This window comes from Vibrio sp. TH_r3 (genome assembly GCF_033101115.1).
GTDB lineage: Bacteria > Pseudomonadota > Gammaproteobacteria > Enterobacterales > Vibrionaceae > Vibrio.
In genome coordinates, this window is the sequence record NZ_JAWMPW010000020.1 from 1 (window position 1) to 22,379 (window position 22,379).

Here is a 22,379-nt window from a genome sequence, read left to right on the forward strand (position 1 = left end):
CAGCGTAAAAACGCTGCCCTCAACTATAAAACGTCTGACTATTTACATCGAATCATTTCGACAAGCCGTCACCTCATTTAGCGAATTCTTCACCAATAGTTATATCGCCATTTAATGTCTCTAACATTCCATCAAGTGCTTGTTGTTCAAATACACTCAATTCACCGTAGCTTAATACTTCTTCAACTCCTTCTTTACCTAACTTAATAGGTTGAGCAAAGAAACGAGTGTGTTCACCAGCACCTTCTACGTACGCGCATTCAATAACATTCTCGTCGCCATTTAAAGCGTTAACTAGAGCTAGGCCAAAACGACAAGCAGCTTGCCCCATAGATAAGGTAGCAGAACCACCGCCAGCTTTTGCTTCAACAACTTCTGTTCCTGCATTTTGAATACGAGTTGTTAATGCTGCCACTTCTTCTTGTGTGAATTCAACCCCTTCAACCTGAGATAGTAGAGGTAAAATGGTAACGCCAGAGTGACCACCAATAACAGGGACACGAACATCGCTAGGATCTTTATCTTTTAATGCAGCAACAAAGGTTTCAGAACGAATAACATCCAAAGTCGTTATACCGAATAAACGACGTTTATCATAAACCCCTGCTTTTTTTAGTACATCAGCCGCAATAGCAACGGTTGTATTCACTGGGTTAGTGATAATACCTACTAGCGCTTTAGGACAAGTTACAGCTATTTTTTCAGCTAAAGATTTAACAATACCAGCATTGACATTAAACAAATCGGCACGGTCCATACCTGGTTTACGAGCAACACCTGCAGAAATAAGTACGACATCAGCACCTTCTAACGCTGGCGTTGGATCTTCACCTGCATAACCTTTTATAGAGACAGGCGTTGGAATATGGCTTAAATCTGCAGCAACACCAGGTGTAACTGGCGCGATATCATATAGGGCTAAATCAGTACCAGCAGGAAGGCGGTTTTTAAGTAATAGGGCAAGAGCCTGGCCTATACCACCAGCGGCACCAATAACGGCTACTTTCATAGTAGTTCTCCTTGATAAGGTTAATTTTTAATTTTGAATCACGTATTTTTATTAAAAGTAAGGTCTATACAGAAATTAAAGGAATCACTAATCGAATACAATTAATTAACGTCAGCTTTGCGACTTCGCGCAATTCACAGACAACGTGCTACAAAAGTTGCATTGAAATCTTCAACTTACCCAATATAGCACTTGTTAACTAAGTGTTGCCAATATGTTTATTGTTGGTTTTAATATTCAATGATAAAAATAACAAATATCAAGCGATTATTTGATGCTTATAGAAAAAATATGAGAAGATGTCCTTCTCTAATGGTATGAGACGAATAAACATCATGCGCAATACAGAAAAACAAGATAATTTAGTAAAAGCCTTTAAAGCTATTTTGAAAGAAGAAAGATTCGGCTCTCAAGGCGAAATTGTTGATGCTTTACGGATTGAAGGTTTTGACAATATAAACCAATCCAAGGTGTCTCGAATGCTCACTAAGTTTGGAGCAGTTCGAACCAGAAATGCAAAAATGGAAATGGTGTACTGCTTACCAGCTGAACTAGGCGTTCCCACCACATCTAGCCCGTTGCGTGAACTTGTTTTAGATATTGACTATAACAATGCTATTGTCGTCATTCATACAGGACCAGGAGCGGCGCAACTGATCGCAAGATTACTAGATTCACTAGGAAAGTCAGAAGGAATTCTTGGTGTAGTGGCTGGTGATGATACGATATTTATTACCCCAACTATTACCGTCACAACTAAGCAGTTATTTAATTCCGTTTGCTCTTTGTTTGAATACTCAGGATAGAATCTTTTAGAGACCCTGTAAAAATCTTACTTAGGCTATTTTGTTGCCTAGATTTTATATCGTATTTATCATTTTATTATTTTTCATCATTTTGAAAAATGGGCTACTGTACCCGTAACAATAGTAAAGATAAAATAAGCAATTGATTTTTAAATATTAAATAAAAAATTCGACTCACCGCCAGTCTCCTTGCATCTTGAATGTTTTGTATTAATAAGGATTATTATAATTAGATCTGTTTTTTTGGTATTATACGCGCGCTTTTTCGAGATATATCTTGAAAAAATGCCTTTTCCAAAAGGAAAAATCTGTAAATAGCCAGTAAGTTAGCGCTAACTACAGGGACTATAATGAATAAAAAAGGAACATGCATGGCATTTAAAAAACTTATTCAATTTGGCGCTATTGCCATTACTGTATTAGGCGTACACGCTGCAAATGCACAGTCATTCATTACGATTGGTACTGGTTCAGTGACTGGTGTTTATTACCCTACAGGTGGAGCAATCTGTAAGTTAGTTAACAAAGGTAGAAAAACGCATAACATTCGCTGTTCTGTTGAATCAACCGGTGGATCTATTTATAACATCAATACGATGAAAGCAGGCGAACTTGATTTCGGTATCGTTCAATCTGATGCTCAATATAATGGCTATAATGGTACTGACAAATTCCAAAATGAATTTAAACAATTACGGGCCATATTCTCTCTACATACTGAGCCGTTTAATATTATTGCGCGTGCTGACTCTGATATTAACAATGTCGCAGACTTAAACGGTAAGCGCGTTAACATTGGTAACCCTGGTTCAGGAGATCGTTCAACTATGAGCGTGGTTATGGACGCATTTGGTTGGACTCGAGACAGCTTTAAACTTGCCTCAGAACTAAAAGGTTCAGAACGTTCACAAGCCTTATGTGACAATAAAATTGATGCCTTTATTTACATGGTTGGCCACCCGAATGGTTCTATCAAAGAAGCAACAACATCTTGCGATGCAAAACTGGTTTCTGCTACAGGTCCAGAAATCGATAAAATTGTTTCTGAGCATCCGTACTATGCGTACACAAATCTACCTGCCGGAACTTATCGTGGGACAGAGAGTGACATTAATAGCTTTGGTGTAGCCGCGACAATGGTTACCACAACTAACGTGTCAGACGATATCGCCTATAATGTAACCAAAGCTGTGTTTGAAAATTTTGACACATTTAAGCGTTTACACCCTGCCTTTGCCCAGCTTAAAAAAGAACAAATGGTGCAAGCAGGCATTTCTATTCCCCTCCATCCTGGAGCGGAAAAATACTATAAAGAAATTGGCCTCCTTAAATAGTTTTTTATAAGCCAATTAAAAATTAAGGAGGCGATAGCCTCCTTATTCGTTTTAGTGCTGAATGTATTACTAGGCACTCATTTTTTTAATCAATTACTTTGCTACACTTGATCAAACTAACTTGGTTGAATTTTTTGATTCACTGTCCATCATTCTAGTTTTGATCTGTAACAATAGACCGTCACTATAAGGAAAAAGTACATGACGCAGGCAACAAAACCGTCTCCAGATGTGCAAGAAATGGTGGCTCAAGTCGATACCGGTGCTCGAAACCCAAAAGGTTTTCCAGGACGTATTTTATGGCTTGTACCACTTTGCTGGTCACTCTTTCAACTTTGGTACGCATCCCCACTACCGTTTATTTTTAATTTTGGTGTATTGAATGACACGGAAGCTCGCTCTATTCATTTGACGTTTGCCATTTTCTTAGCATTTACTGCTTATCCAGCACTAACTAATTCTCCTAGAGATAGAGTCCCGTTAATCGACTGGATATTAGCATTAGCAGGAAGCTTTGCAGCGTGCTACATCTACCTGTTTTATGCGCAACTTGCCGAACGTTCTGGTGCACCAACCACTTTTGATATTGTTGCAGCGGTCATTGGCATGGTATTGCTATTGGAAGCCACTCGACGCGCCTTAGGTCCACCACTCATGGTCGTTGCCGCTGTTTTTTTACTTTACACCTTTGCTGGTCCACATATGCCAGACGTTATTGCCCACAAAGGAGCGAGCTTAAACAAAGCAATGTCTCACCTGTGGTTAACCACAGAAGGTGTATTTGGAGTTGCGTTAGGTGTTTCTACTTCTTTTGTCTTTTTATTCGTTCTGTTTGGAGCGATGCTTGATCGAGCAGGTGCAGGTGCTTACTTTATAAAAGTCGCTTTCTCTTTACTTGGTCATATGCGCGGTGGCCCGGCAAAAGCTGCGGTTGTGGCTTCGGGGTTATCAGGCCTAGTATCCGGTTCTTCAATAGCAAACGTAGTGACAACCGGAACCTTCACTATTCCTTTGATGAAAAGAGTCGGATTCCCAGGGACAAAAGCCGGTGCAGTAGAGGTTGCAGCTTCTACTAATGGGCAATTAACACCTCCAATTATGGGCGCTGCTGCTTTTCTCATGGTTGAATACGTTGGTATCTCATATGTAGAAGTCATTAGAGCGGCTCTTTTACCTGCGCTGATTTCTTACATTGCTTTACTGTACATTGTTCACTTAGAAGCGTGTAAAGCGGGTATGACTGGGTTACCACGTCGCCACACACCAAAACTGTTACATAGCATGCTCTCTTTTGTTGGAACTATCCTAGGTTTATGCATTATCAGTGCTGCAGTTTATTATGGTGTAGGTTGGACAAAAGACGTATTTGGTGAAGCTGCCACTCCTATTGTCACTGTTGTATTGCTCATGGCTTATGTTGGCTTAGTGAGTATTTCCGCTCGCTATAGAGAACATGCTCTTATGTCGATAGACGAAGAACTACTCGAAGTACCAGAAGCGGGACCGACAATTAAATCCGGATTGCACTTCTTATTACCGATTGTTGTGTTGGTATGGTGTTTAACGGTAGAACGTTTTTCTCCCGGCTTATCGGCTTTCTGGGCAACGGTGTTTATGATCTTTATTTTATTAACACAACGACCTCTTATGACCTTATTTGCTAAAGAAGGGGATATTAAGCAAAGTATTAAAGAAGGCTTTATCGACCTTTCCGAAAGTTTGGTCTCTGGTGCTCGCAACATGATAGGTATTGGTGTAGCAACAGCAGCGGCCGGCACAGTAGTTGGCGTAGTAACTTTAACAGGCATCGGTTTAGTAATGACCGACTTTGTTGAGTTTATCTCAGGCGGTAGCATTATTTTAATGTTGTTATTCACTGCTGTTATTAGTTTAGTTTTAGGTATGGGCCTTCCAACAACGGCTAACTATATCGTTGTGTCTACCCTTATGGCTCCGGTTATTGTGACACTTGGGGCGGCACATGGACTGATTATTCCCTTGATTGCTGTTCACTTGTTTGTGTTCTATTTTGGTATTCTTGCCGATGATACTCCTCCGGTTGGTCTGGCAGCATTTGCTGCAGCAGCTATCGCAAAGTCCGATCCTATTCGAACGGGTATTCAAGGTTTTACCTATGACATTCGAACCGCAATATTGCCGTTTATGTTTATATTCAATACCCAATTATTACTTATGGGTGTGGATACATGGTGGCACTTATTCCTCACAATAATGTCTTCAATCACAGCGATGCTTATTTTTTCCGCTGCGACTCAAGGATGGTGGTTCACTAAGAATAAGTGGTGGGAAACACTGCTCCTTCTCGTGTTAACCTTTACCTTCTTCAGACCGGGGTTTTGGTGGGATATGATTTATCCAGCGAAAGATCATTACCCTGGAGTTGAGATAGCTCAAGTAACCGAAAATCTCGCTGTGGGACAATCACTTGAGTTAAGAGTTGCTGGTGAGACCCTAGAAGGTAAAGCGACTGAGAAAACCGTAATATTACCATTTGAAGATGACGCAAAAGGTTCAGAGGAACGCATTGCATCAATGGGTTTAATGTTAATTGAAAAAGATAACAAGATGATCGTTGATATGATTGAATTTGGTAGCCCAGCAGAAGCCGCCGGTATCGACTTCGACTGGGAAATACAATCGGTAATCTTACAAGCGGATAGACCAATGAAAGAATGGGTTTTTGTCCCTGCTTTACTGATATTGTTTGGTCTAGGCTTTAACCAGAAACGCCGTGCTCGTAAGGATGAACTGAGCGCATAGTACGTCTAATCGCATAGTATGGTTTATATCGTACTATGCGAAGTACATACGATATTAACAAACGATTTAAGCTGAATTATTTTCTGCTGCTCTTGTTGTTAAGATCGTAACGTAATGAATAGGGATAACTTGGGGTAACTCCCTTCCTAATTGTAGAGATAACGAAATGTATAAACAAATCCTTGTTCCTGTCGACTTAAATGATAAAGGCTTTTCTGATAGAGCAATTGAGCTCGCGGTATGGCACGCGAAGACATCCAATGCAGAGGTGCACTTATTAACCGTTCTTCCTGGAATTCATATGTCGATGGTTGCTACTTACTTCCCAAAAGATGCTGCCAATAAAATGAAGCAGGACGTAAAACATCAACTGCAAAAATTTGCCATAGAACATATAGATGAAGATATCGTTTATAAAACCCACGTAGCAGAAGGAAAACCTTACGCTACGATTTTAGAGTACGCAAGTAAATTGGGCGCAGATTTGATTGTTATGCCTAGCCATAAACGCTCTAAAGTTGATAAAGTCGTATTAGGTTCAGTGGCAAGTAAAGTCGTTCAAAACTCACCAATTAACGTTTTAGTCGTCAAGCCTCAGGGCTAGCTAACCACGAGATTAACTGCTGGTTAATAGCTTATAATCGGGCAGTATTTTAGTCGCACTAAAATGCTGCCAAATTTGTTCTTGCGCGGCTTGATAAAAATCACACGCCACAAAAGCACTGGTTAATTCATTATTGCTTGGATGATAGTAACTCAACTCCGTTGAATGAAGTTGCAATCGGTCTGAATACCCTTTCGCTGCTGGGTGTGCATAAAATTCATCGCCAACGATCGGATGACCAAGTTCCATCATATGAACTCGAAGTTGATGCGAACGGCCTGAAATGGGTAATAGACGAACCAGCGTGGTTTCTTTCTCTCTTTCAACCACCTGATAGTTAGTTTGAGATGGCTTACCATGTTCGTAACAGACTTTTTGTCTCGGTCGATTTGGCCAATCACAAATAAGCGGTAAATCTACGCAACCTTCATCTTGCTCTACCTGTCCCCATACTCTTGCATAGTAAATCTTATGCGTTAAACGATATTGAAACTGCTTTTTAATGTGTCGTTCAGCTTGTTTGGTCAAGGCAAACAGCATTAAACCTGATGTTGCCATATCCAAACGATGAACGACTTGAATATCAGGATAATCCACCACCAACCGGCTCCATAAACTATCGTAATGTTGTGCTAGTCTTCCGGGAACAGACAACAGTCCGGCAGGTTTATTTGCCACCAAAACATGTTCATCTTGGAATGTTATTTCAATGGGTTGCTGTGAAGGAGAATAGTCGATCATAGGTAATGATTATCTTATTAAAATAGAGAAGTAAATAAACCGCAAGCACTCTCAATACTTTGCTTACGGTTTGTTGACTACATCATGAATATACTGAGTATTAATTATGTGAAACAACAATAAGTCGTAATGAATCCAATTGGATTTGCGCCTGAGAAATATAACCCGTGAGTTGTTGGATTTGATTCTCGATGGCTTGTAGCTCTTCATCACGAATATTTGGGTTCACGGCCTTTAGCGCTTGTAACCGCTCTAATTCTGCGTTTAGCGAACTCGACATTTCGTTTTGCGCTTTCTCCCGTACTGCATTCAATTTACTATCAATACACTTCTCACCCGCTTCAATCAGCTTGTGAATATCCGCCTGAACACTTGATACAAGCTTATTAGCCAGATGACGATTTACTGGGCTCAATTGACGATTAAAACTGTCAAATTCAACTTGCTCAGAAAGATCATTGCCTTTGCCATCCATCATTAAACGAATTGGAGTTTTAGGCAAATACCCACTAATACCACTGCGTTTAGGTGCTTGGGCATCCACTAAATAAATCAGCTCCAGCAACATGGTTCCCACTGGTAACGCTTTATTCTTTAGCAAAGATACCGCTGTTGCTCCTACTCCTTCACTCAACAAGAGATCAATCCCTCCTTGAATCATAGGGTGTTCCCAACTCATAAAGTTCATATCTTCACGAGAAAGTGCCGTTTCACGATCAAATGTTATGGTTGCACCATCGTATGGAAGCCCCGGATAACTCGGTACCATCATGTGCTCCGATGGTGTCACAACCAACGCTTTATCACCTTTGTCATCTTGGTTTAAACCAATCGTGTCAAACAAGCTCAACGCAAAAGAGACCAAATTAGTGTCTCCATCAGTGCTAGCGATCTTTTCTACTAATTCTAATGCTTGCTCACCGCCATTAGAATGCATTTCTAATAAGCGATCTCGTCCGCTCTCCAGTTGCGCTTTAAGAGTTCGATTTAACTTATTTGACTCCTCTATGAGTTGCTCTAAATCGTGCTCTTTTCCACCAGCCAATAAATCGATCAAATCATCTGAATATTGATCATAAACCGCTCTTCCTGTTGGACAAGTCTCGGAAAAAGCTTGTAACCCTTCTTCAAACCAACGAGCAAGAATACCTTGTGAGGAACCTTCTAAGTACGGAACAAAAATATCAATATCACGTAACTGACCAATCCTATCAAGGCGACCAATACGTTGTTCTAGCAAATCTGGATTAAACGGTAAATCAAACATAACTAACTGATTTGCAAATTGGAAGTTGCGTCCTTCTGAACCAATTTCAGAACAAATAAGTACCTGAGCTCCCCCTTCTTCTTGAGCAAAATACGCCGCAGCTTTATCTCGCTCAATAATCGACATTCCTTCATGAAATACCGTTGCACGAATCCCTTCACGTTCTCTCAACGCTTGTTCTAATTGCAATGCTGTGGTCGATCTTGAGGCTATTACCAATATTTTTTCTGAACGTTTTTCTTTTACTTTATCAATCAACCAATTAACACGTGAATCAAATTGCCACCATGATCCACCTTCTAGTTCCTGAAAAATTTCTTCTGGATAAAGCTTTCTCATTGCTTGGGCTTCAGGCAATAAATCTTTATCTAACATATTGGAAACACGGATCGCGCGCGCATATTGATCCGGCATTTCCATCGGTAGAAGATGGACATTCCTTTGTGGAAATCCTTTGATTGCAGAGCGGGTATTTCTAAACAGAACTCGTCCTGTTCCATGACGATCCATTAGATTTTCAATTAACTCATGACGAGCATTAGCTTTGTCTTGTTCAGAAGCATCGGATTCAATAATTCTAAATAAAGGTTCTACATCCTGCTCCGAAAGCAACTCTGTTATTTGGTTTTTAGCGCTATTTTCCAGTGTTACACCTGAAAATAAATTACTCACCGCATCGGCAACCGGCTCATACTGTTTTTCTTCTTGCACAAACGCTTGATAATCATAAAAACGATCTGGATCTAACAAACGCAAACGCGCAAAATGACTCTCATGTCCTAATTGCTCAGGCGTGGCGGTTAATAACAATACAGACTCGGTATTATTAGCTAAACCTTCTACCACTTGGTACTCACGGCTAGGCGCATCAACACTCCATTCCAAGTGGTGTGCTTCGTCCACAACTAAAAGATCCCAATTACCATCCACAATCTGCTCAAAGCGCTTTTGATTTTTAGTTAGAAAACCTAACGAACACAGTACATACTGAGCTGTGTCGAAAGGATTAGACGCCTCAAAACAAGCTTCTATACAGCGTTCTTCATCAAAGATAGAAAAATGCAAATTAAAACGGCGCATCATCTCGACCAACCACTGATGCTGCAATGTCTCCGGTACAACAATCAACACTCGTTCAGCTCGACCTGATAAAACTTGTTGATGAATAATCATCCCGGCTTCAATGGTTTTACCTAGCCCTACTTCATCGGCCAATAAAACACGAGGCGCATGCCTACGTCCGACTTCGTGGGCAATAAATAACTGATGTGGAATAAGCCCAGCTCGCATGCCACAAAGACCACGCATTGGGCTTTTATGCTGCTGATATTGGTTGTGTAACGCGTTATAACGCAAGACAAAATTATCCATACGATCTATTTGACCAGCAAATAACTTATCTTGTGGTTTATTAAAGCGAATTTGATTACTCAGAAAAATCTCACGAAGCGCAATCTCGCTTTCTTGATTATCTTGTCTAGTACCTACATAGGTAAGCAAACCCTTATCTTCTCGTACTTCTTCGACGAAAAGAGACCAACCTTCTTGGCTTTCAATTGTATCTCCAACATGGAAAATAACTCGTGTTATTGGGGCGTCTTTTTGGGCGTAGACTCGGTTTTCTTCTGACGCAGCAAACATCAATGTTACGGTTCTTGCGTCTTGTTCTACGATGGTACCTAAACCCAAATCGCTTTCTGTATCACTTATCCAGCGTTGACCCAAAGCAAATGCCATATACTTGATTACCTCTATATTGGAGTAGACCGATTTAAGTGTATCGATTCTGGTCTATCTATTCTGTAATGCCTACCTGTACATATTATAGGCTGATAAAAACAACGATTCTGCATTTTATCTGCAAAGAAAAGTCGAGAATTTTTAAGGTCGCCAATATTACTTCAAGCCGTGATGCAGGTCACGACTAAAAGAGAATAAACTGACAATTATCAAATCGAATAGATATTTACATAAAACCGTCATATATCTATGAGAAATCTAAATACCAAGTTCACATTTATTACATATACTTATAATGGATGTACCATCAATATCGGCGCATCGAATTGGATAAATTTTGGCCAAAACTGGTTTGTCACTAACGAACAGAATCAATTATTAGTAACAAATATGTTAATTAAGCTAACCGCAATACGCGGTAAAGGAGACGCTTATGGGCGATACCGATAGGAAAATTTTTGTTTTAGATACCAATATTCTTCTGCATGAACCTTTCGCAATCTATTCCTTTCAAGAACACGACGTAATTATTCCCATGACTGTCCTCGAAGAATTGGACAGAATTAAAGACAGCAAACGAGACGTAGCACGCGATGCTCGAGTCGCTATTCGCGCTTTAGAAGATATATTTCGCGATGCAACCCCAGAACAAATTTCCGAAGGCATTCCATGTTCAAAAGAGATCAGCGCAACAGGAAGTATTGCTATTCTGGCCGATTTTGGCTTACAAGAAACCGTTAAGGCATTCGCCGATAAAGCAGGTGATAATCGTATATTAAACGCCGTATTATCTCTCCAAAATAAAAAGTCATCACGAGATGTTGTATTAGTAACCAAAGATATCAACATGCGCTTGCGAGCGAAAGGAGCTGGAGTCCGTTTTGTTGAAGATTACCGTTCTGACCAATTAATCGATGATGTGCAATACTTAACCAAAGGTTTTTATAATTACACAGGTAACTTTTGGCAAAATTTAGAAAATGTCGATAGTTATAACGTTGAAGGCCGTACTTATCATTCAATCGATAAAGCGGCGTTACAACCAACCTACATAAACCAATATTTGATCGATGAAGAAACAGATTTTGCAGGGCGAGTAGAATCAATAAAAGATGACAAAGTCGCAATAAAGGATCTCAGTAGAGAAAGGATAATGCATAGAAAAGTGTGGGATATTACACCGAAAAATGTCTATCAAGCAATGGCATTTGACGCTTTAATGGACCCAGAAATCGACCTTGTTATCTTAACTGGCGCAGCAGGTAGCGGTAAAACCTTGCTCGCAATGGCTGCTGCACTGGAACTTTCTATCGAAAAATTTCAATTTGATAAAATAATCGTTACTCGCAACACACCCGATATTGGAGAATCTATAGGTTTTTTACCAGGAACAGAGGAAGAGAAAATGCTGCCTTGGTTAGCCGCTGTTACCGACACTCTTGAAGCATTACACAAACACGATCATTGTAGTGAGGGTTCTCTCAAATATATTTGCGAGAAAGCAAATATTCAATTTAAATCAATCAACTTTATGCGCGGTCGTTCTATTCAAAACGCCTTTGTTTTGCTAGATGAATGCCAAAATCTAACCGCTTCACAAATTAAAACCATTATCACGCGTTGTGGAGAAGGAACCAAAATCGTTTGCTCCGGTAACCTAGCACAGATCGATTCACCTTATTTAACACCTGTAACCTCTGGGCTTACTTATATGGTGGAACGCTTTAAAAACTTTGAAGGAAGCGCCAATGTGCATTTAAATGGGGTAGTAAGAAGTCGCTTGGCGGAATTTGCAGAAGAAAATTTGTGATTAACCGTCTCACGATAAGTTATTAAACGCTATTCTGAGATGCCTTACGGTGTACTCAGATTAGCGTTGTTGTTTTATCAATAATAGAGGTAATGAAGATCAGGAAGCGAACAAGAATACATCATCAGCATAACAGCTATAAAGTATTACTCAGCAAGTGGAGGATAACATTCTAAAATTTCTACGCCATCGCTCGCTTCTACAGTAATAGAGTCGATACCATGTGGGCAGAAAAATTTATCAAATCGAGTTAAACGTGTTTGTTCACCACCACAAGTAATCGTACATTCACCGTTGACGATTAAACCAATATAGAAATCTGGTTCCGATTTTTCCACCACACCTTTAATCACCGATTTACATACACGAAAGCTTTTGGTTGCTCTAGAATCAACCAGTGATTCTTTATGTGATTGCTCATTATACTGAGTCAACAGTAACGGTGTTTGTTGGTATCTTTGGTAAACGTCTTGTTTAGATACCTGTTCAAAGTTAAATACATCTAAGCAAAAATCCAGATCGCGACTCATAAATCGTGCTTCTTCAGGCATAACATAACCTGATTTTTCAAATTCAAAACGCACAGCAAGATCAGAAGGTTCCATGATTTCAATAATAAGTAGCCCTTCCCCAATCGCGTGAGGAACACCACCAGGAATATAAAAACTATCTCCTGGTTTTACCTCTATTTTCTCAAAGCAACCGCTAATCGCATCAATATCCTGTGCTTCGATCATTGATTTTAACTTGTCTCTTTCTGGTGGATGTTGAAAACCTAAATAAATATATGGTTGAGCAACCTCCTCTCGAGCTTGCAGCACATAGTAAGCTTCGGCTTTACCACAAGGAGAATTCAAATTTTCCTGAGCAAATTCGGCCGTAGGATGAACCTGAAAATGCAATCTAACGGATGAATCTAAATACTTAACCAGCAACATAGGATTGTTACCGAATTTATCTACATGATGAGCGCCCAAAAAATAGTGTGGATTAGAATCAATTAAGCAATCAAACTTAACCACTTCATCATTAATAATAACAGACGAGACACCTTCAGAAATATGCTCTCTTCCTTTGTTGGTTGCTTGTGTTGTAGAACCGACCCAATCTTCAGGAAAGTGATTATCTTTAGCAACATCGACATTGGCAATTTGGTCTAAGGTTCGTCCTCCTGTATATGTTCTCCAAACTCTATTTTGAGTAAAAGTTAGTACTTTTCCTTCATAATTCATGTGTCACTCACTTATTTTTAATACCAAAAAACCAAGTCACTTTTTACCGATACAAATAGCTTTATAAATTAAGATAAGATCTATGAATAAAAGCAGTTCGTATAAAGATAAATAGCATCAATAATGCAAAAACATCAATAACTTAGTAAGATTATATTAATCAGACAACAACAGTTTAATTGTTTTTTTAGCCCCGTTAGCGTTCAACAAATCATATTTTTTGAGAACCGATGTTACAAACTGCTCATCTTTAATTAACTCCACACCAAAAATAGATGTTATTGCCAGTAGATTAAGCCCAATATCTCGACTCTCTGGGTATTTTTTATAAATAATGTCAAATTGTTTTACTAACGGGTCAACAACGTCGATAGTTCTACCAAGGTCGTCACAACGGCCAACATATTTCATCCACGCAGCAATACCTAAACTCAACCATTTAGTTGATTTATGTTTGGCTTTCAAAATAGAGATTGATTCACAAAATCTAGGCGGTACTTTCTGGCTACCATCCATGGCTATTTGCCATGTTCGATGCTTTAAGCTTGGGTTAGAGAAACGTTCAATAAGCCTATTGGCGTACTCATTCAAATCGATATCTGGTGGCGTATTTAAAGATTCAGCTTGCTCATTCATCATTAATTCATACACAGCCGATCGAAAGTTTTGGTCAGTAATAACTTCAGAAATGTAATCATACCCCGCTAAATAGCCCATATAAGCCATAAATGAATGACTACCATTTAACATGCGTAACTTCATCTCTTCAAAAGGCGCGACATCGGTTACAAACTGAGCGCCTACTTTATCCCACTCTGGTTTTCCATTAACAAAATCATCTTCAATCACCCATTGTCTAAACGGTTCACAAACAACCGCGCAAGGATCGCTATAGCCTAAGATAGTCGCGATGTCTTTTTCATCTTCAGCTGTGACAGCAGGTGTAATGCGATCAACCATGGTGCATGGAAAGGTAACATGTTGGTCTATCCAAAGGCCTAAAGCCGGATCGATAAGGTTAGCGTAATCTAAAATCACCGCTTTCGCTACGTGACCATTACTATTGATATTATCGCAAGACATGACGGTAAACGGTTGTATGCCTAGGTCTTTTCTTATTCTTAAGCCTTCAACTATATATCCTATCACCGAGCAAGGTTGATGTGGATTAGCCAGATCTTTTTCGATCAAACTATTGCTAACGTCTAATTTTCCACTAACAAAATCGGCACAATAACCTTTTTCAGTAATCGTCATAGAAACGATCGCAACCTGTTGCTCTGTCAATTTTGCTATAATGGCGGCTGGGCCATCAAGATTGGCATGCAGAGATTCATTAATTGAACTGGAAAGTTTTAAAGTATTAGATTCTGCTCCCTTTTCTAATACATGATAACGATGGTCTTGCTGGCGTAGCTGCTCTATATTTTTTTGGCCAAATAAATCAACTTCACATATCCCCCAATCTCCACCAACCAAATTGTGTAACTCGCTAGTATAAAGAGCTTGATGGGAACGATGAAAAGCACCAAAACCAAAATGAACAATACGGCTCTTCAGTAGAGAATTTTGATAAATGGGCGCTTTTTTCTCTTGTTGATCGTCTTTATCTAACATATTCACTTAGCCTTAAAGATTGTTTATTGTCTGATAATATGAATAAGTAAAATATATCACCAACAAAATTGGTCAACCTAAATAAGATAAAAACATGATTTTAGTCAACCAATTCTGTTTATTATTTGAAAAAAGCCAGAAAAACGAACGTGAACGGATTGAGAAATTCTAACCGCCCATAATTGGTCGACCAAAAAAACAAGATAGATAGGTATGAGACAATAGTGAGTTTAATGTCATGCTACGCTAGATTTATCAGACCATCCTAATTGGACAAAGGTGCGCAGTTTTTCATTGTTATGCTTATGACTTAATGAAGATATAGAGTCATACACTAACACTTTTAATTCATCAACAAAGATAAAATCAGTAGCGATAGCTTTTGCATCGCTAACATGATGCGTCACCATGACAACAGTAATGCCTCTTTCTTCAGCAAGCTGTTTAACCAAAAACAGCATTTCATTTCTTAAAATAGGATCTAACGCAGAAAAGGGTTCATCTAGCAGCCAAATTGAATGTGGTTGAACAAAGCAACGCGCCAATGCGACACGCTGTTTCTGACCACCAGATAGTTTTTCTGGTGTCCGATCTAGTAACTCTTCAATTCCAACCTGTTTTGCAGCCGAAACCACTTGTATTTTTTGCTTGTTTGTTAGCTTTAAACCCGGGTGTAAACCTAAACCAATATTTTCTCGAATCGTTAAATGACTAAATAAATTGTGCTCTTGAAATAACATGGAAAAAGGTCTTTTATGAGGAGGTATATTAAGTAACGATTTACTATCCACTTGTATGTCTCCTTTCTCTGGCTGTATAAAGCCAGCAATTAAAGACAATAAAGTCGACTTACCCGCGCCACTCGGGCCCATCAACGCCACAATACTTTCATCGTTTATCGATAAGTCGAATTGAAAAATATCTTTATGATAGCGGTATTGAATATCATCAACTCTGAGCATGTGCTCTCCCAAATAGCTTTTCTACTAACGTGAAACTGCCAACACTCAATAAAAGAAGAACAAGCGAGACAACCGCAGCAGCTTCCATTTGATAACTGCCTAACAGTTGGAACAAATACAACGGTAACGTTTTAAAATCTTGACTACCAAATAAAGCTATAGCACTTAGATCTCCAATGGAAAGCATAAAACTGATAGTAAACGCTTGTGCAATGGGCTTTCGTAGTGCTCGCCATTCAATCAATAAAAAACGACGCCATCCTTTCATCCCTAAACTCATAGTAAGCAGCTGGTACTGTTGTACTATTTGAAAGAAAGGTTCAGATAACGTTTTAATCACATATGGTAATGCGGTTAAAGCATTCACCGCTACCACAATAAAAAATGCGAGACTGTAAACGTCTGTTGTTTTTCTCAACAACAAAAATAACCCTGTACTTATCACTAAACCAGGCGTGACCAAAATAATGGTTCCCATCATCTCGATGCTGTTCGCCAAATTTAGCCTGCCCTGTATTCTCCATATTCGGCTGGTTTGCAATATGCAGATCCCTATAAAAACAGCTGACACACTGGCAAGGCTCGCAATGCTCAATGATGCTTCAACCGCTTGCCAAAACTGACTATCTTGTAGTACTTGCCATAGTTTTGAATTAATACCACTAATCACCACCATCAATAATGGGGGTAAGACAATCAATACAGATAACAGAACCCACAAAACGTCCCAACATTGAGATATTTTTCTGTCATCAGTGAGTGGAATTAGCTGAAAAATGGCTTCAATCGACAATCTATTTTTTTTACTTACTTTTTGTATTACTAAAGACACACCCCCGCATAACAACATTTGCCATATCGCCAACAATGCACCTGCTTGTAAATCGAAATCAAACTTTATCGCCTGATATATTGCGAGTTCGATGGTGGTTGACTTAGGCCCTCCACCTAATGCCATTACCGTCGCAAAACTGGTAAAACAGAGCATAAAAACCAAACCACAAACATGAGGAAGTTGTTGACGCAACCTTGGCCATTCAACCCATTTAAACTTATACCAGTGGCCCATACCGAGATGAGCACAGAGTTTATGTTGCTCTATAGGTACCCCCTCTAAAGACAGTAATAATAAACGGCTAGCGTAAGGTAAATTAAAGAAGATATGCGCCAGTAAAATACCGTTTAATCCATAAATTGAGAAAGGTAATTCGTTGTCAAACCAATCAAACAGCTTGGCTAATAATCCATTATTGCCATAAATAGCTAGTAGACCAAAAACACCAACTAATACTGGTAAAACCAAGGTACAAGAAAATAATTTAAGCAACAGTGATTTACCCATAAACTGTCGTCGTGACAGAGCATGAGCAACAGGAATAGCTAACCCGACACTGAACACGGTCGACAATAACGCTTGATAAAAACTAAACTTGGTTACATGTAGATAGTAAGGATCAGAGACAATTTGACTTAGATTGAGATTAGGAGCGTAGGAGATTAACGCTCCTAACGCCGAAAGCACAAATAAAGCAATACATACCGCAATAATCAGTCCTAATTTCGGCGCTTGGTTCATAGGGTTATTTCACTAACGCAGACTGCCATTCACGGATCCATGTTTTACGCATTTTTGCCACTTCATCGGGAGTATAAGACAAAGATTGTTGTGGGGTAGTAAGAGTTTCAAACCCTTCTGGTAAGGAGACATTCGTAACAGGGTACATCCAGTTTCCTGTTGGCATTACCGTTTGGAATTCATCACTTAAAATGAAATTCATAAACTGATCGGCCAGTTTAGGGTGACGAGAACTTTTCACTTTAGCTGCGACTTCCGTTTGCATGTAGTGTCCTTCACTAAAGTTAGCGGCAGCATATTTATCGTCATTTTCTGCAATCAAGTGATAGGCAGGTGATGTGGTATAAGACAAGACTAAATCCGATTCTCCCTCTAAAAACATAGAGTAAGCTTCTGACCAACCTTTAGTGACTGTAACCGTCTTTTTAGCCAGTAAACTCCATGCTTCGCTAGATTCATCTCCATATACGGATTTCATCCATAACATTAAACCTTGGCCCGGAGTCGATGTTCGCGGATCTTGATAAATAACCTTCAAGTCATCACGTTTTTCAACCAATTCTTTTAGGCTGGTTGGTGGATTTTTTAAGGTTTCTTTGTTGTAGACAAAAGCAAAGTAACCAAAATCGAAAGGAACAAAGGTATTATCAGACCAACCATTAGGTAAAATAGTTGCAGAGGTATCAACACGGTGTTCAGCTAACAACCCAGTACTTTTTGCTTCAGCCATCAAGTTAGTATCTAAACCTAAAATAACATCTGCTTTGCTATTAGTGTCTTCTAAGCGAAGACGATTTAAAATTGAAACACCATCATCTAAGGCAATAAACTCTAAATCACAGTCACACTGTACTTCAAACGCTTTTTCGATTTTAGGCCCTGGCCCCCAATCGGAAGCAAACGAATCGTAAGTATAAACGGTTAATTTATCAGCGGCGAAAGTAGAAAATGAAAGGGTTATTGCTAAAGTTGAAATTGTGTATTTCACTGGGCGCTCTCCATGTCTATGAGCGGCACAGGGTTGAGGGAGGATGTCGATAAATCCTAGCTCAATTCCTACGCCAGTATTATCTGGTTCAGGTGTACGGGTTCTAAGAAAACTTAATCTCAGCCCAATAGTTTTTGATTGAAGAAAGCCAATAACTATGAGCACCCCGATGAGTCGGTAGTGATTGTAACCGCAAAGCCAAAAGTTTGCTAGCAAGCAAAAAACGACAAAAAAAGTAAAATAAAACCTACAAAATTCAATGGATCATTTACTTATCGATTATCGTATCCCCAACGCGCAACCAATTTTTGCTCTATTTCAAGATGGTCTAATATTCTTGCTACCATAAAATCAACCAGATCATCAATGCTGGTTGGTTGATGATAAAAGCCCGGTGCAGCGGGCATAATGGTCACACCCATTTGGGATAATTTATGCATATTACCTAAATGTAGAGTAGAGAATGGCGTCTCTCTGACAACCAATAAAAGCTGACCTCGCTCTTTCATAACAACATCGGCAGCTCGTTCAATTAAGTTATCCGACATACCATGAGCTATTGCTGCCACCGTACCGACAGAGCAAGGACAAACAATCATTTTCTTAGGCGCTGCACTTCCTGACGCAACAGGAGAAAACCAATCTTCTTTACCGCATACTACTAATAATTCTGGTTTACATTTTAAATGCTTCACCAATGCTTGTTTTGCAGCATCTGGACCACTAGGTAACTTTAAACCATGCTCTGTCGCTAATACCACTCGAGCTGCGGATGAAATTAGCAAGTACACGGTATAATCAGCTGCGAGTAAACATTCTAGTAGGCGCAACCCATATGGAGCACCGGACGCACCAGTAAATGCCAATGTAATTGTTTTTTTTGTACTCATGAACATTCTCTATTTATTTTCATCACATTATTCACGACGCAAAATTATTATAAACGTCATACAGTTAATAAGGCTTATTGCATTAATGTTAAACCATTTATGATTTTATCGTGTATACCTTCAAACCCACCGTTACTCATGACCACAATTTGATCCCCGTGTGAGGCTTCCTTAAGAATCTCAGACACAAACAAATCAATGTCATCACTAACAAAACTCTTCTGTGGTGCGTTATTTGATTGGTTATCTTGTAAACACAACTTAGCAACATCCTCTACTGACCAATCTATATTCTTAGGCTGAAATAAATACACCGAATCGGCCAATGATAATGAATCAGCTAATGTCGCTTTATGAACGCCCATTTTCATCGTCGCCGATCTTGGTTCTAAAACGGCGATGATTTTTTTATCTCCCACTTTATTACGCAAGCCATCTAAGGTTAATCTTATCGCAGTAGGATGATGAGCAAAGTCGTCATACAGTGTTACCCCTGCTATTTCACCTTTTAATTCTAACCGTCTTTTGGTATTGATAAATCGAGACAAGGATTCACAAGCTAAATCAACCGTTACGCCCACATGTCTTGCTGCTGAAATCGCCATTAATGCATTATTTACATTATGATCACCCACCAAATCCCAACTCACCGTACCAGCTAATTTATTATGTAAAAACACATCAAATGCACTGCCATCTTTATTGGTTTTTTCTACCGACCAATCACAAGACTGGTCACCAATGAACTCTTGTTCACTCCAACAGCCACGTTGTAAAACATCTTGCACCGCATTATCAAATTTAGGTGAAAAAATACGTCCATTGCTAGGTACAGTACGAACTAAATGATGGAATTGTTTTTTAATGGCTTCAAGATCATCAAAAATGTCCGCATGATCAAATTCAAGATTATTGAGCACTAACGTTCTTGGATGATAATGAACAAACTTAGAACGCTTATCAAAAAAAGCACTGTCGTATTCATCAGCTTCGACAACAAAAAAGGGGCTGTTGCCAAGACGGGCAGAAACACCAAAGTTTCCTAACACGCCACCGACTAAAAAGCCCGGTTCATAACCACAATCTTCTAAAATCCATGTCAACATACTTGAGGTTGTGGTTTTACCATGCGTTCCAGATACGGCGAGGACCCATCGTTCATGGAGTAAAAACTCGTGTAACCATTGGGGCCCCGATGTGTATTTAAGATTATTATTTAATAGATATTCGACACATGGATTACCACGGCTAAGTGCATTACCAATAACCACTAAATCAGGTCGAGGTTCTAACTGTTCTGGGTCAAATCCTTTTATAATCTCAATACCTTGAGACTCAAGCAAGGTACTCATTGGCGGGTAAACATTAGTATCACTACCCGTCACTTTATGTCCCAATTGTCGAGCTAATACAGCCGCTCCGCCCATAAAAGTCCCACAAATTCCCAATATATGAATGTGCATTAACTATGTATCCTAAATTTATTCATTGCTGATTATTGTTATTAGCCATTAACCGCTTTCTTGATTTTTCATTTAACCGTTCCCGATCTATTCGCCTGTTCATCAATACATAAATAAGCTAATACACTAACTGCTGATTTATTTTTTAATGTCAATCGTCATCGCGGCTTAATACAAAACAGTGAATAATGTCTCATAAATAAGTAATCATGAAACATTTTTACAAAATTTCTGTGATGGAAATAAAAAACAATTTACATATCATTGAGTTACTTCATTACTCATAAAAAGTTTTTTGTCATACAATTGACACTGTTACTAATAATGACTAAAGCTATAAGCCATTGTAACTAAAAAGTCTCCTAAATAATCAGAAAACGTAAAGGATATAACATGTCTGAATTTCGCACGCTGGGCGAATTTATCGTAGAGAAACAACATGACTTCCCTCACGCAAGTGGCGAGCTATCTTCATTATTAGCTTCTATCCGTCTTGCTGCAAAAATCGTAAACCGTGAGATTAACAAGGCAGGACTCGTTGATATTACCGGTTCGGTTGGCGCTGAAAATATACAAGGTGAAGAGCAACAAAAATTAGATTTATACGCAAACGATAAATTCAAAGCAGCACTAGAAGCCCGAGATCAAGTTTGTGGGGTAGCCAGTGAAGAAGAAGATGAAACTGTTGCATTTAATAAAGAGCTCAACAAAAATGCTAAATATGTTTTGTTAATGGATCCATTGGATGGTTCAAGTAACATAGATGTTAACGTATCTGTTGGTACGATTTTTTCTATTTACCGTCGAGTTTCTCCAGTCGGAACCCCTCCAACACAAGAGGATTTCTTGCAACCAGGAGAGAAACAAGTCGCTGCTGGATATGTAATTTATGGTTCATCAACCATGTTGGTTTATACAACCGGTAATGGTGTTCATGGCTTCACATATGACCCTTCTATTGGTTCATTTTGTTTGTCTCATGAGAAATTGGTAACACCAGAAACAGGGAATATTTACTCAATTAATGAAGGAAACTATATTCGTTTTCCTTTAGGCGTAAAAAAATACATTAAATATTGCCAAGAAAGTGTTCCAGAAGATAATCGTCCTTATACCTCTCGGTACATTGGATCTCTTGTTGCTGACTTCCATCGAAACTTATTGAAAGGCGGGATTTATCTATACCCAAGCACAGAGAGCCATCCGAATGGTAAACTTCGTCTTTTGTATGAATGTAATCCAATGGCCTTTTTAATTGAACAAGCGGGTGGGATAGCTTCAGATGGAAAACAACGAATTATGGAATTAAAACCAACTGAATTACATGAACGCGTGCCTTTCTTTGTTGGTTCTAAAGCTATGGTAGAGAAAGTAGAAGAGTTTATTGCGAAATATCCGAACGAATAATCTGTTGACGCACCTATCTTAATAGGTAGTCGCGTACTTTTTACTTTTCTGCACGACCGTTTTATATAGGGTATTTATACGTCAAAGCCGTTCATAATAAAATGAACGGCTTTCTATTATTTAACTTTCTACCATTAAGATAGCTTTAAACA

Annotated in this window: 16 protein-coding genes and 1 riboswitch; of the genes, 6 read left to right on the forward strand and 10 right to left on the reverse strand. The window is 39.1% G+C overall.

The window, feature by feature from the left end:
* Positions 1-73: 73 nt before the first annotated feature.
* Complete coding sequence (gene mdh, locus R3X26_RS14550) at positions 74-1,009, reverse strand: malate dehydrogenase (protein ID WP_317718059.1); 936 nt, start codon at positions 1,007-1,009, stop codon at positions 74-76.
* A 335-nt stretch (positions 1,010-1,344) separates the two neighbouring features.
* On the opposite strand from mdh, the gene argR reads away from it, so the two are divergent.
* From argR to R3X26_RS14570, 4 genes are all read left to right on the forward strand, one after another.
* Complete coding sequence (gene argR / locus R3X26_RS14555) at positions 1,345-1,815, forward strand: transcriptional regulator ArgR (protein ID WP_317718060.1); 471 nt, start codon at positions 1,345-1,347, stop codon at positions 1,813-1,815.
* Between the two features lie 371 nt (positions 1,816-2,186).
* Positions 2,187-3,149, forward strand: coding sequence for a TAXI family TRAP transporter solute-binding subunit (locus tag R3X26_RS14560; protein ID WP_317718061.1), 963 nt, complete (start codon positions 2,187-2,189; stop codon positions 3,147-3,149).
* A 201-nt stretch (positions 3,150-3,350) separates the two neighbouring features.
* A complete protein-coding gene (locus R3X26_RS14565; RefSeq protein ID WP_317718062.1) occupies positions 3,351-5,930 on the forward strand; it encodes a TRAP transporter permease in 2,580 nt (859 codons plus the stop codon).
* A 166-nt stretch (positions 5,931-6,096) separates the two neighbouring features.
* Positions 6,097-6,534 (forward strand): universal stress protein, encoded by a 438-nt coding sequence (locus tag R3X26_RS14570; RefSeq protein ID WP_317718063.1) that lies wholly within the window; start codon positions 6,097-6,099, stop codon positions 6,532-6,534.
* A 12-nt stretch (positions 6,535-6,546) separates the two neighbouring features.
* On the opposite strand, the gene rluA is transcribed toward R3X26_RS14570, so the two are convergent.
* Entirely contained in the window at positions 6,547-7,275 is a 729-nt protein-coding gene (gene rluA / locus R3X26_RS14575) for a bifunctional tRNA pseudouridine(32) synthase/23S rRNA pseudouridine(746) synthase RluA (RefSeq protein WP_317718064.1), read from the reverse strand.
* A gap of 100 nt (positions 7,276-7,375) precedes the next feature.
* Complete coding sequence (rapA, locus tag R3X26_RS14580; protein ID WP_317718065.1) at positions 7,376-10,279, reverse strand: RNA polymerase-associated protein RapA; 2,904 nt, start codon at positions 10,277-10,279, stop codon at positions 7,376-7,378.
* A 436-nt stretch (positions 10,280-10,715) separates the two neighbouring features.
* Here rapA and R3X26_RS14585 point away from each other — a divergent pair, with 436 nt between their 5' ends.
* Positions 10,716-12,092 carry a PhoH family protein gene (locus R3X26_RS14585; protein WP_317718066.1) on the forward strand — a complete coding sequence of 459 codons (1,377 nt, stop codon included), beginning with the start codon at positions 10,716-10,718 and terminating at the stop codon, positions 12,090-12,092.
* A gap of 146 nt (positions 12,093-12,238) precedes the next feature.
* Here R3X26_RS14585 and R3X26_RS14590 read toward each other — a convergent pair whose 3' ends face one another.
* The 7 genes from R3X26_RS14590 to mpl form a co-directional block, all read right to left on the reverse strand.
* Complete coding sequence (locus tag R3X26_RS14590; RefSeq protein WP_317718067.1) at positions 12,239-13,324, reverse strand: class I mannose-6-phosphate isomerase; 1,086 nt, start codon at positions 13,322-13,324, stop codon at positions 12,239-12,241.
* A 156-nt stretch (positions 13,325-13,480) separates the two neighbouring features.
* Positions 13,481-14,941 (reverse strand): fructuronate reductase, encoded by a 1,461-nt coding sequence (locus R3X26_RS14595; protein ID WP_317718068.1) that lies wholly within the window; start codon positions 14,939-14,941, stop codon positions 13,481-13,483.
* Between the two features lie 236 nt (positions 14,942-15,177).
* Positions 15,178-15,903, reverse strand: coding sequence for a thiamine ABC transporter ATP-binding protein (gene thiQ, locus R3X26_RS14600; RefSeq protein WP_317718069.1), 726 nt, complete (start codon positions 15,901-15,903; stop codon positions 15,178-15,180).
* The gene (gene thiP / locus R3X26_RS14605; RefSeq protein WP_317718070.1) at positions 15,890-17,479 is read right to left on the reverse strand and encodes a thiamine/thiamine pyrophosphate ABC transporter permease ThiP; all 1,590 of its coding nucleotides are present in this window, start codon (positions 17,477-17,479) and stop codon (positions 15,890-15,892) included. The genes thiQ and thiP overlap by 14 nt, the downstream gene beginning before the upstream one ends.
* A 4-nt stretch (positions 17,480-17,483) precedes the next feature.
* Positions 17,484-18,467 (reverse strand): thiamine ABC transporter substrate binding subunit, encoded by a 984-nt coding sequence (gene thiB, locus R3X26_RS14610; RefSeq protein ID WP_317718071.1) that lies wholly within the window; start codon positions 18,465-18,467, stop codon positions 17,484-17,486.
* A gap of 48 nt (positions 18,468-18,515) precedes the next feature.
* Positions 18,516-18,646, reverse strand: a riboswitch (TPP riboswitch).
* Positions 18,647-18,739: 93 nt separating this feature from the next.
* Positions 18,740-19,357 carry a flavin prenyltransferase UbiX gene (locus tag R3X26_RS14615; RefSeq protein ID WP_317718072.1) on the reverse strand — a complete coding sequence of 206 codons (618 nt, stop codon included), beginning with the start codon at positions 19,355-19,357 and terminating at the stop codon, positions 18,740-18,742.
* A gap of 74 nt (positions 19,358-19,431) precedes the next feature.
* Positions 19,432-20,820 (reverse strand): UDP-N-acetylmuramate:L-alanyl-gamma-D-glutamyl-meso-diaminopimelate ligase, encoded by a 1,389-nt coding sequence (mpl, locus tag R3X26_RS14620; protein WP_317718073.1) that lies wholly within the window; start codon positions 20,818-20,820, stop codon positions 19,432-19,434.
* 393 nt (positions 20,821-21,213) lie between these two features.
* On the opposite strand from mpl, the gene fbp reads away from it, so the two are divergent.
* A complete protein-coding gene (gene fbp, locus R3X26_RS14625; RefSeq protein ID WP_317718074.1) occupies positions 21,214-22,227 on the forward strand; it encodes a class 1 fructose-bisphosphatase in 1,014 nt (337 codons plus the stop codon).
* Positions 22,228-22,379 lie beyond the last annotated feature (152 nt).

What these genes read in the sequence shown, in the direction of transcription:
- fbp (WP_317718074.1), top strand. Translation starts at nt 21,214, where the DNA reads ATGTCTGAATTTCGCACGCTGGGCGAATTTATCGTAGAGAAACAACAT.
- mpl (WP_317718073.1), bottom strand. Translation starts at nt 20,820, where the DNA reads ATGCACATTCATATATTGGGAATTTGTGGGACTTTTATGGGCGGAGCG.
- R3X26_RS14590 (WP_317718067.1), bottom strand. Translation starts at nt 13,324, where the DNA reads ATGAATTATGAAGGAAAAGTACTAACTTTTACTCAAAATAGAGTTTGG.
- rluA (WP_317718064.1), bottom strand. Translation starts at nt 7,275, where the DNA reads ATGATCGACTATTCTCCTTCACAGCAACCCATTGAAATAACATTCCAA.
- R3X26_RS14560 (WP_317718061.1), top strand. Translation starts at nt 2,187, where the DNA reads ATGGCATTTAAAAAACTTATTCAATTTGGCGCTATTGCCATTACTGTA.
- thiQ (WP_317718069.1), bottom strand. Translation starts at nt 15,903, where the DNA reads ATGCTCAGAGTTGATGATATTCAATACCGCTATCATAAAGATATTTTT.
- R3X26_RS14595 (WP_317718068.1), bottom strand. Translation starts at nt 14,941, where the DNA reads ATGTTAGATAAAGACGATCAACAAGAGAAAAAAGCGCCCATTTATCAA.
- thiP (WP_317718070.1), bottom strand. Translation starts at nt 17,479, where the DNA reads ATGAACCAAGCGCCGAAATTAGGACTGATTATTGCGGTATGTATTGCT.
- rapA (WP_317718065.1), bottom strand. Translation starts at nt 10,279, where the DNA reads ATGGCATTTGCTTTGGGTCAACGCTGGATAAGTGATACAGAAAGCGAT.
- R3X26_RS14585 (WP_317718066.1), top strand. Translation starts at nt 10,716, where the DNA reads ATGGGCGATACCGATAGGAAAATTTTTGTTTTAGATACCAATATTCTT.
- R3X26_RS14570 (WP_317718063.1), top strand. Translation starts at nt 6,097, where the DNA reads ATGTATAAACAAATCCTTGTTCCTGTCGACTTAAATGATAAAGGCTTT.
- R3X26_RS14565 (WP_317718062.1), top strand. Translation starts at nt 3,351, where the DNA reads ATGACGCAGGCAACAAAACCGTCTCCAGATGTGCAAGAAATGGTGGCT.
- argR (WP_317718060.1), top strand. Translation starts at nt 1,345, where the DNA reads ATGCGCAATACAGAAAAACAAGATAATTTAGTAAAAGCCTTTAAAGCT.
- mdh (WP_317718059.1), bottom strand. Translation starts at nt 1,009, where the DNA reads ATGAAAGTAGCCGTTATTGGTGCCGCTGGTGGTATAGGCCAGGCTCTT.
- R3X26_RS14615 (WP_317718072.1), bottom strand. Translation starts at nt 19,357, where the DNA reads ATGAGTACAAAAAAAACAATTACATTGGCATTTACTGGTGCGTCCGGT.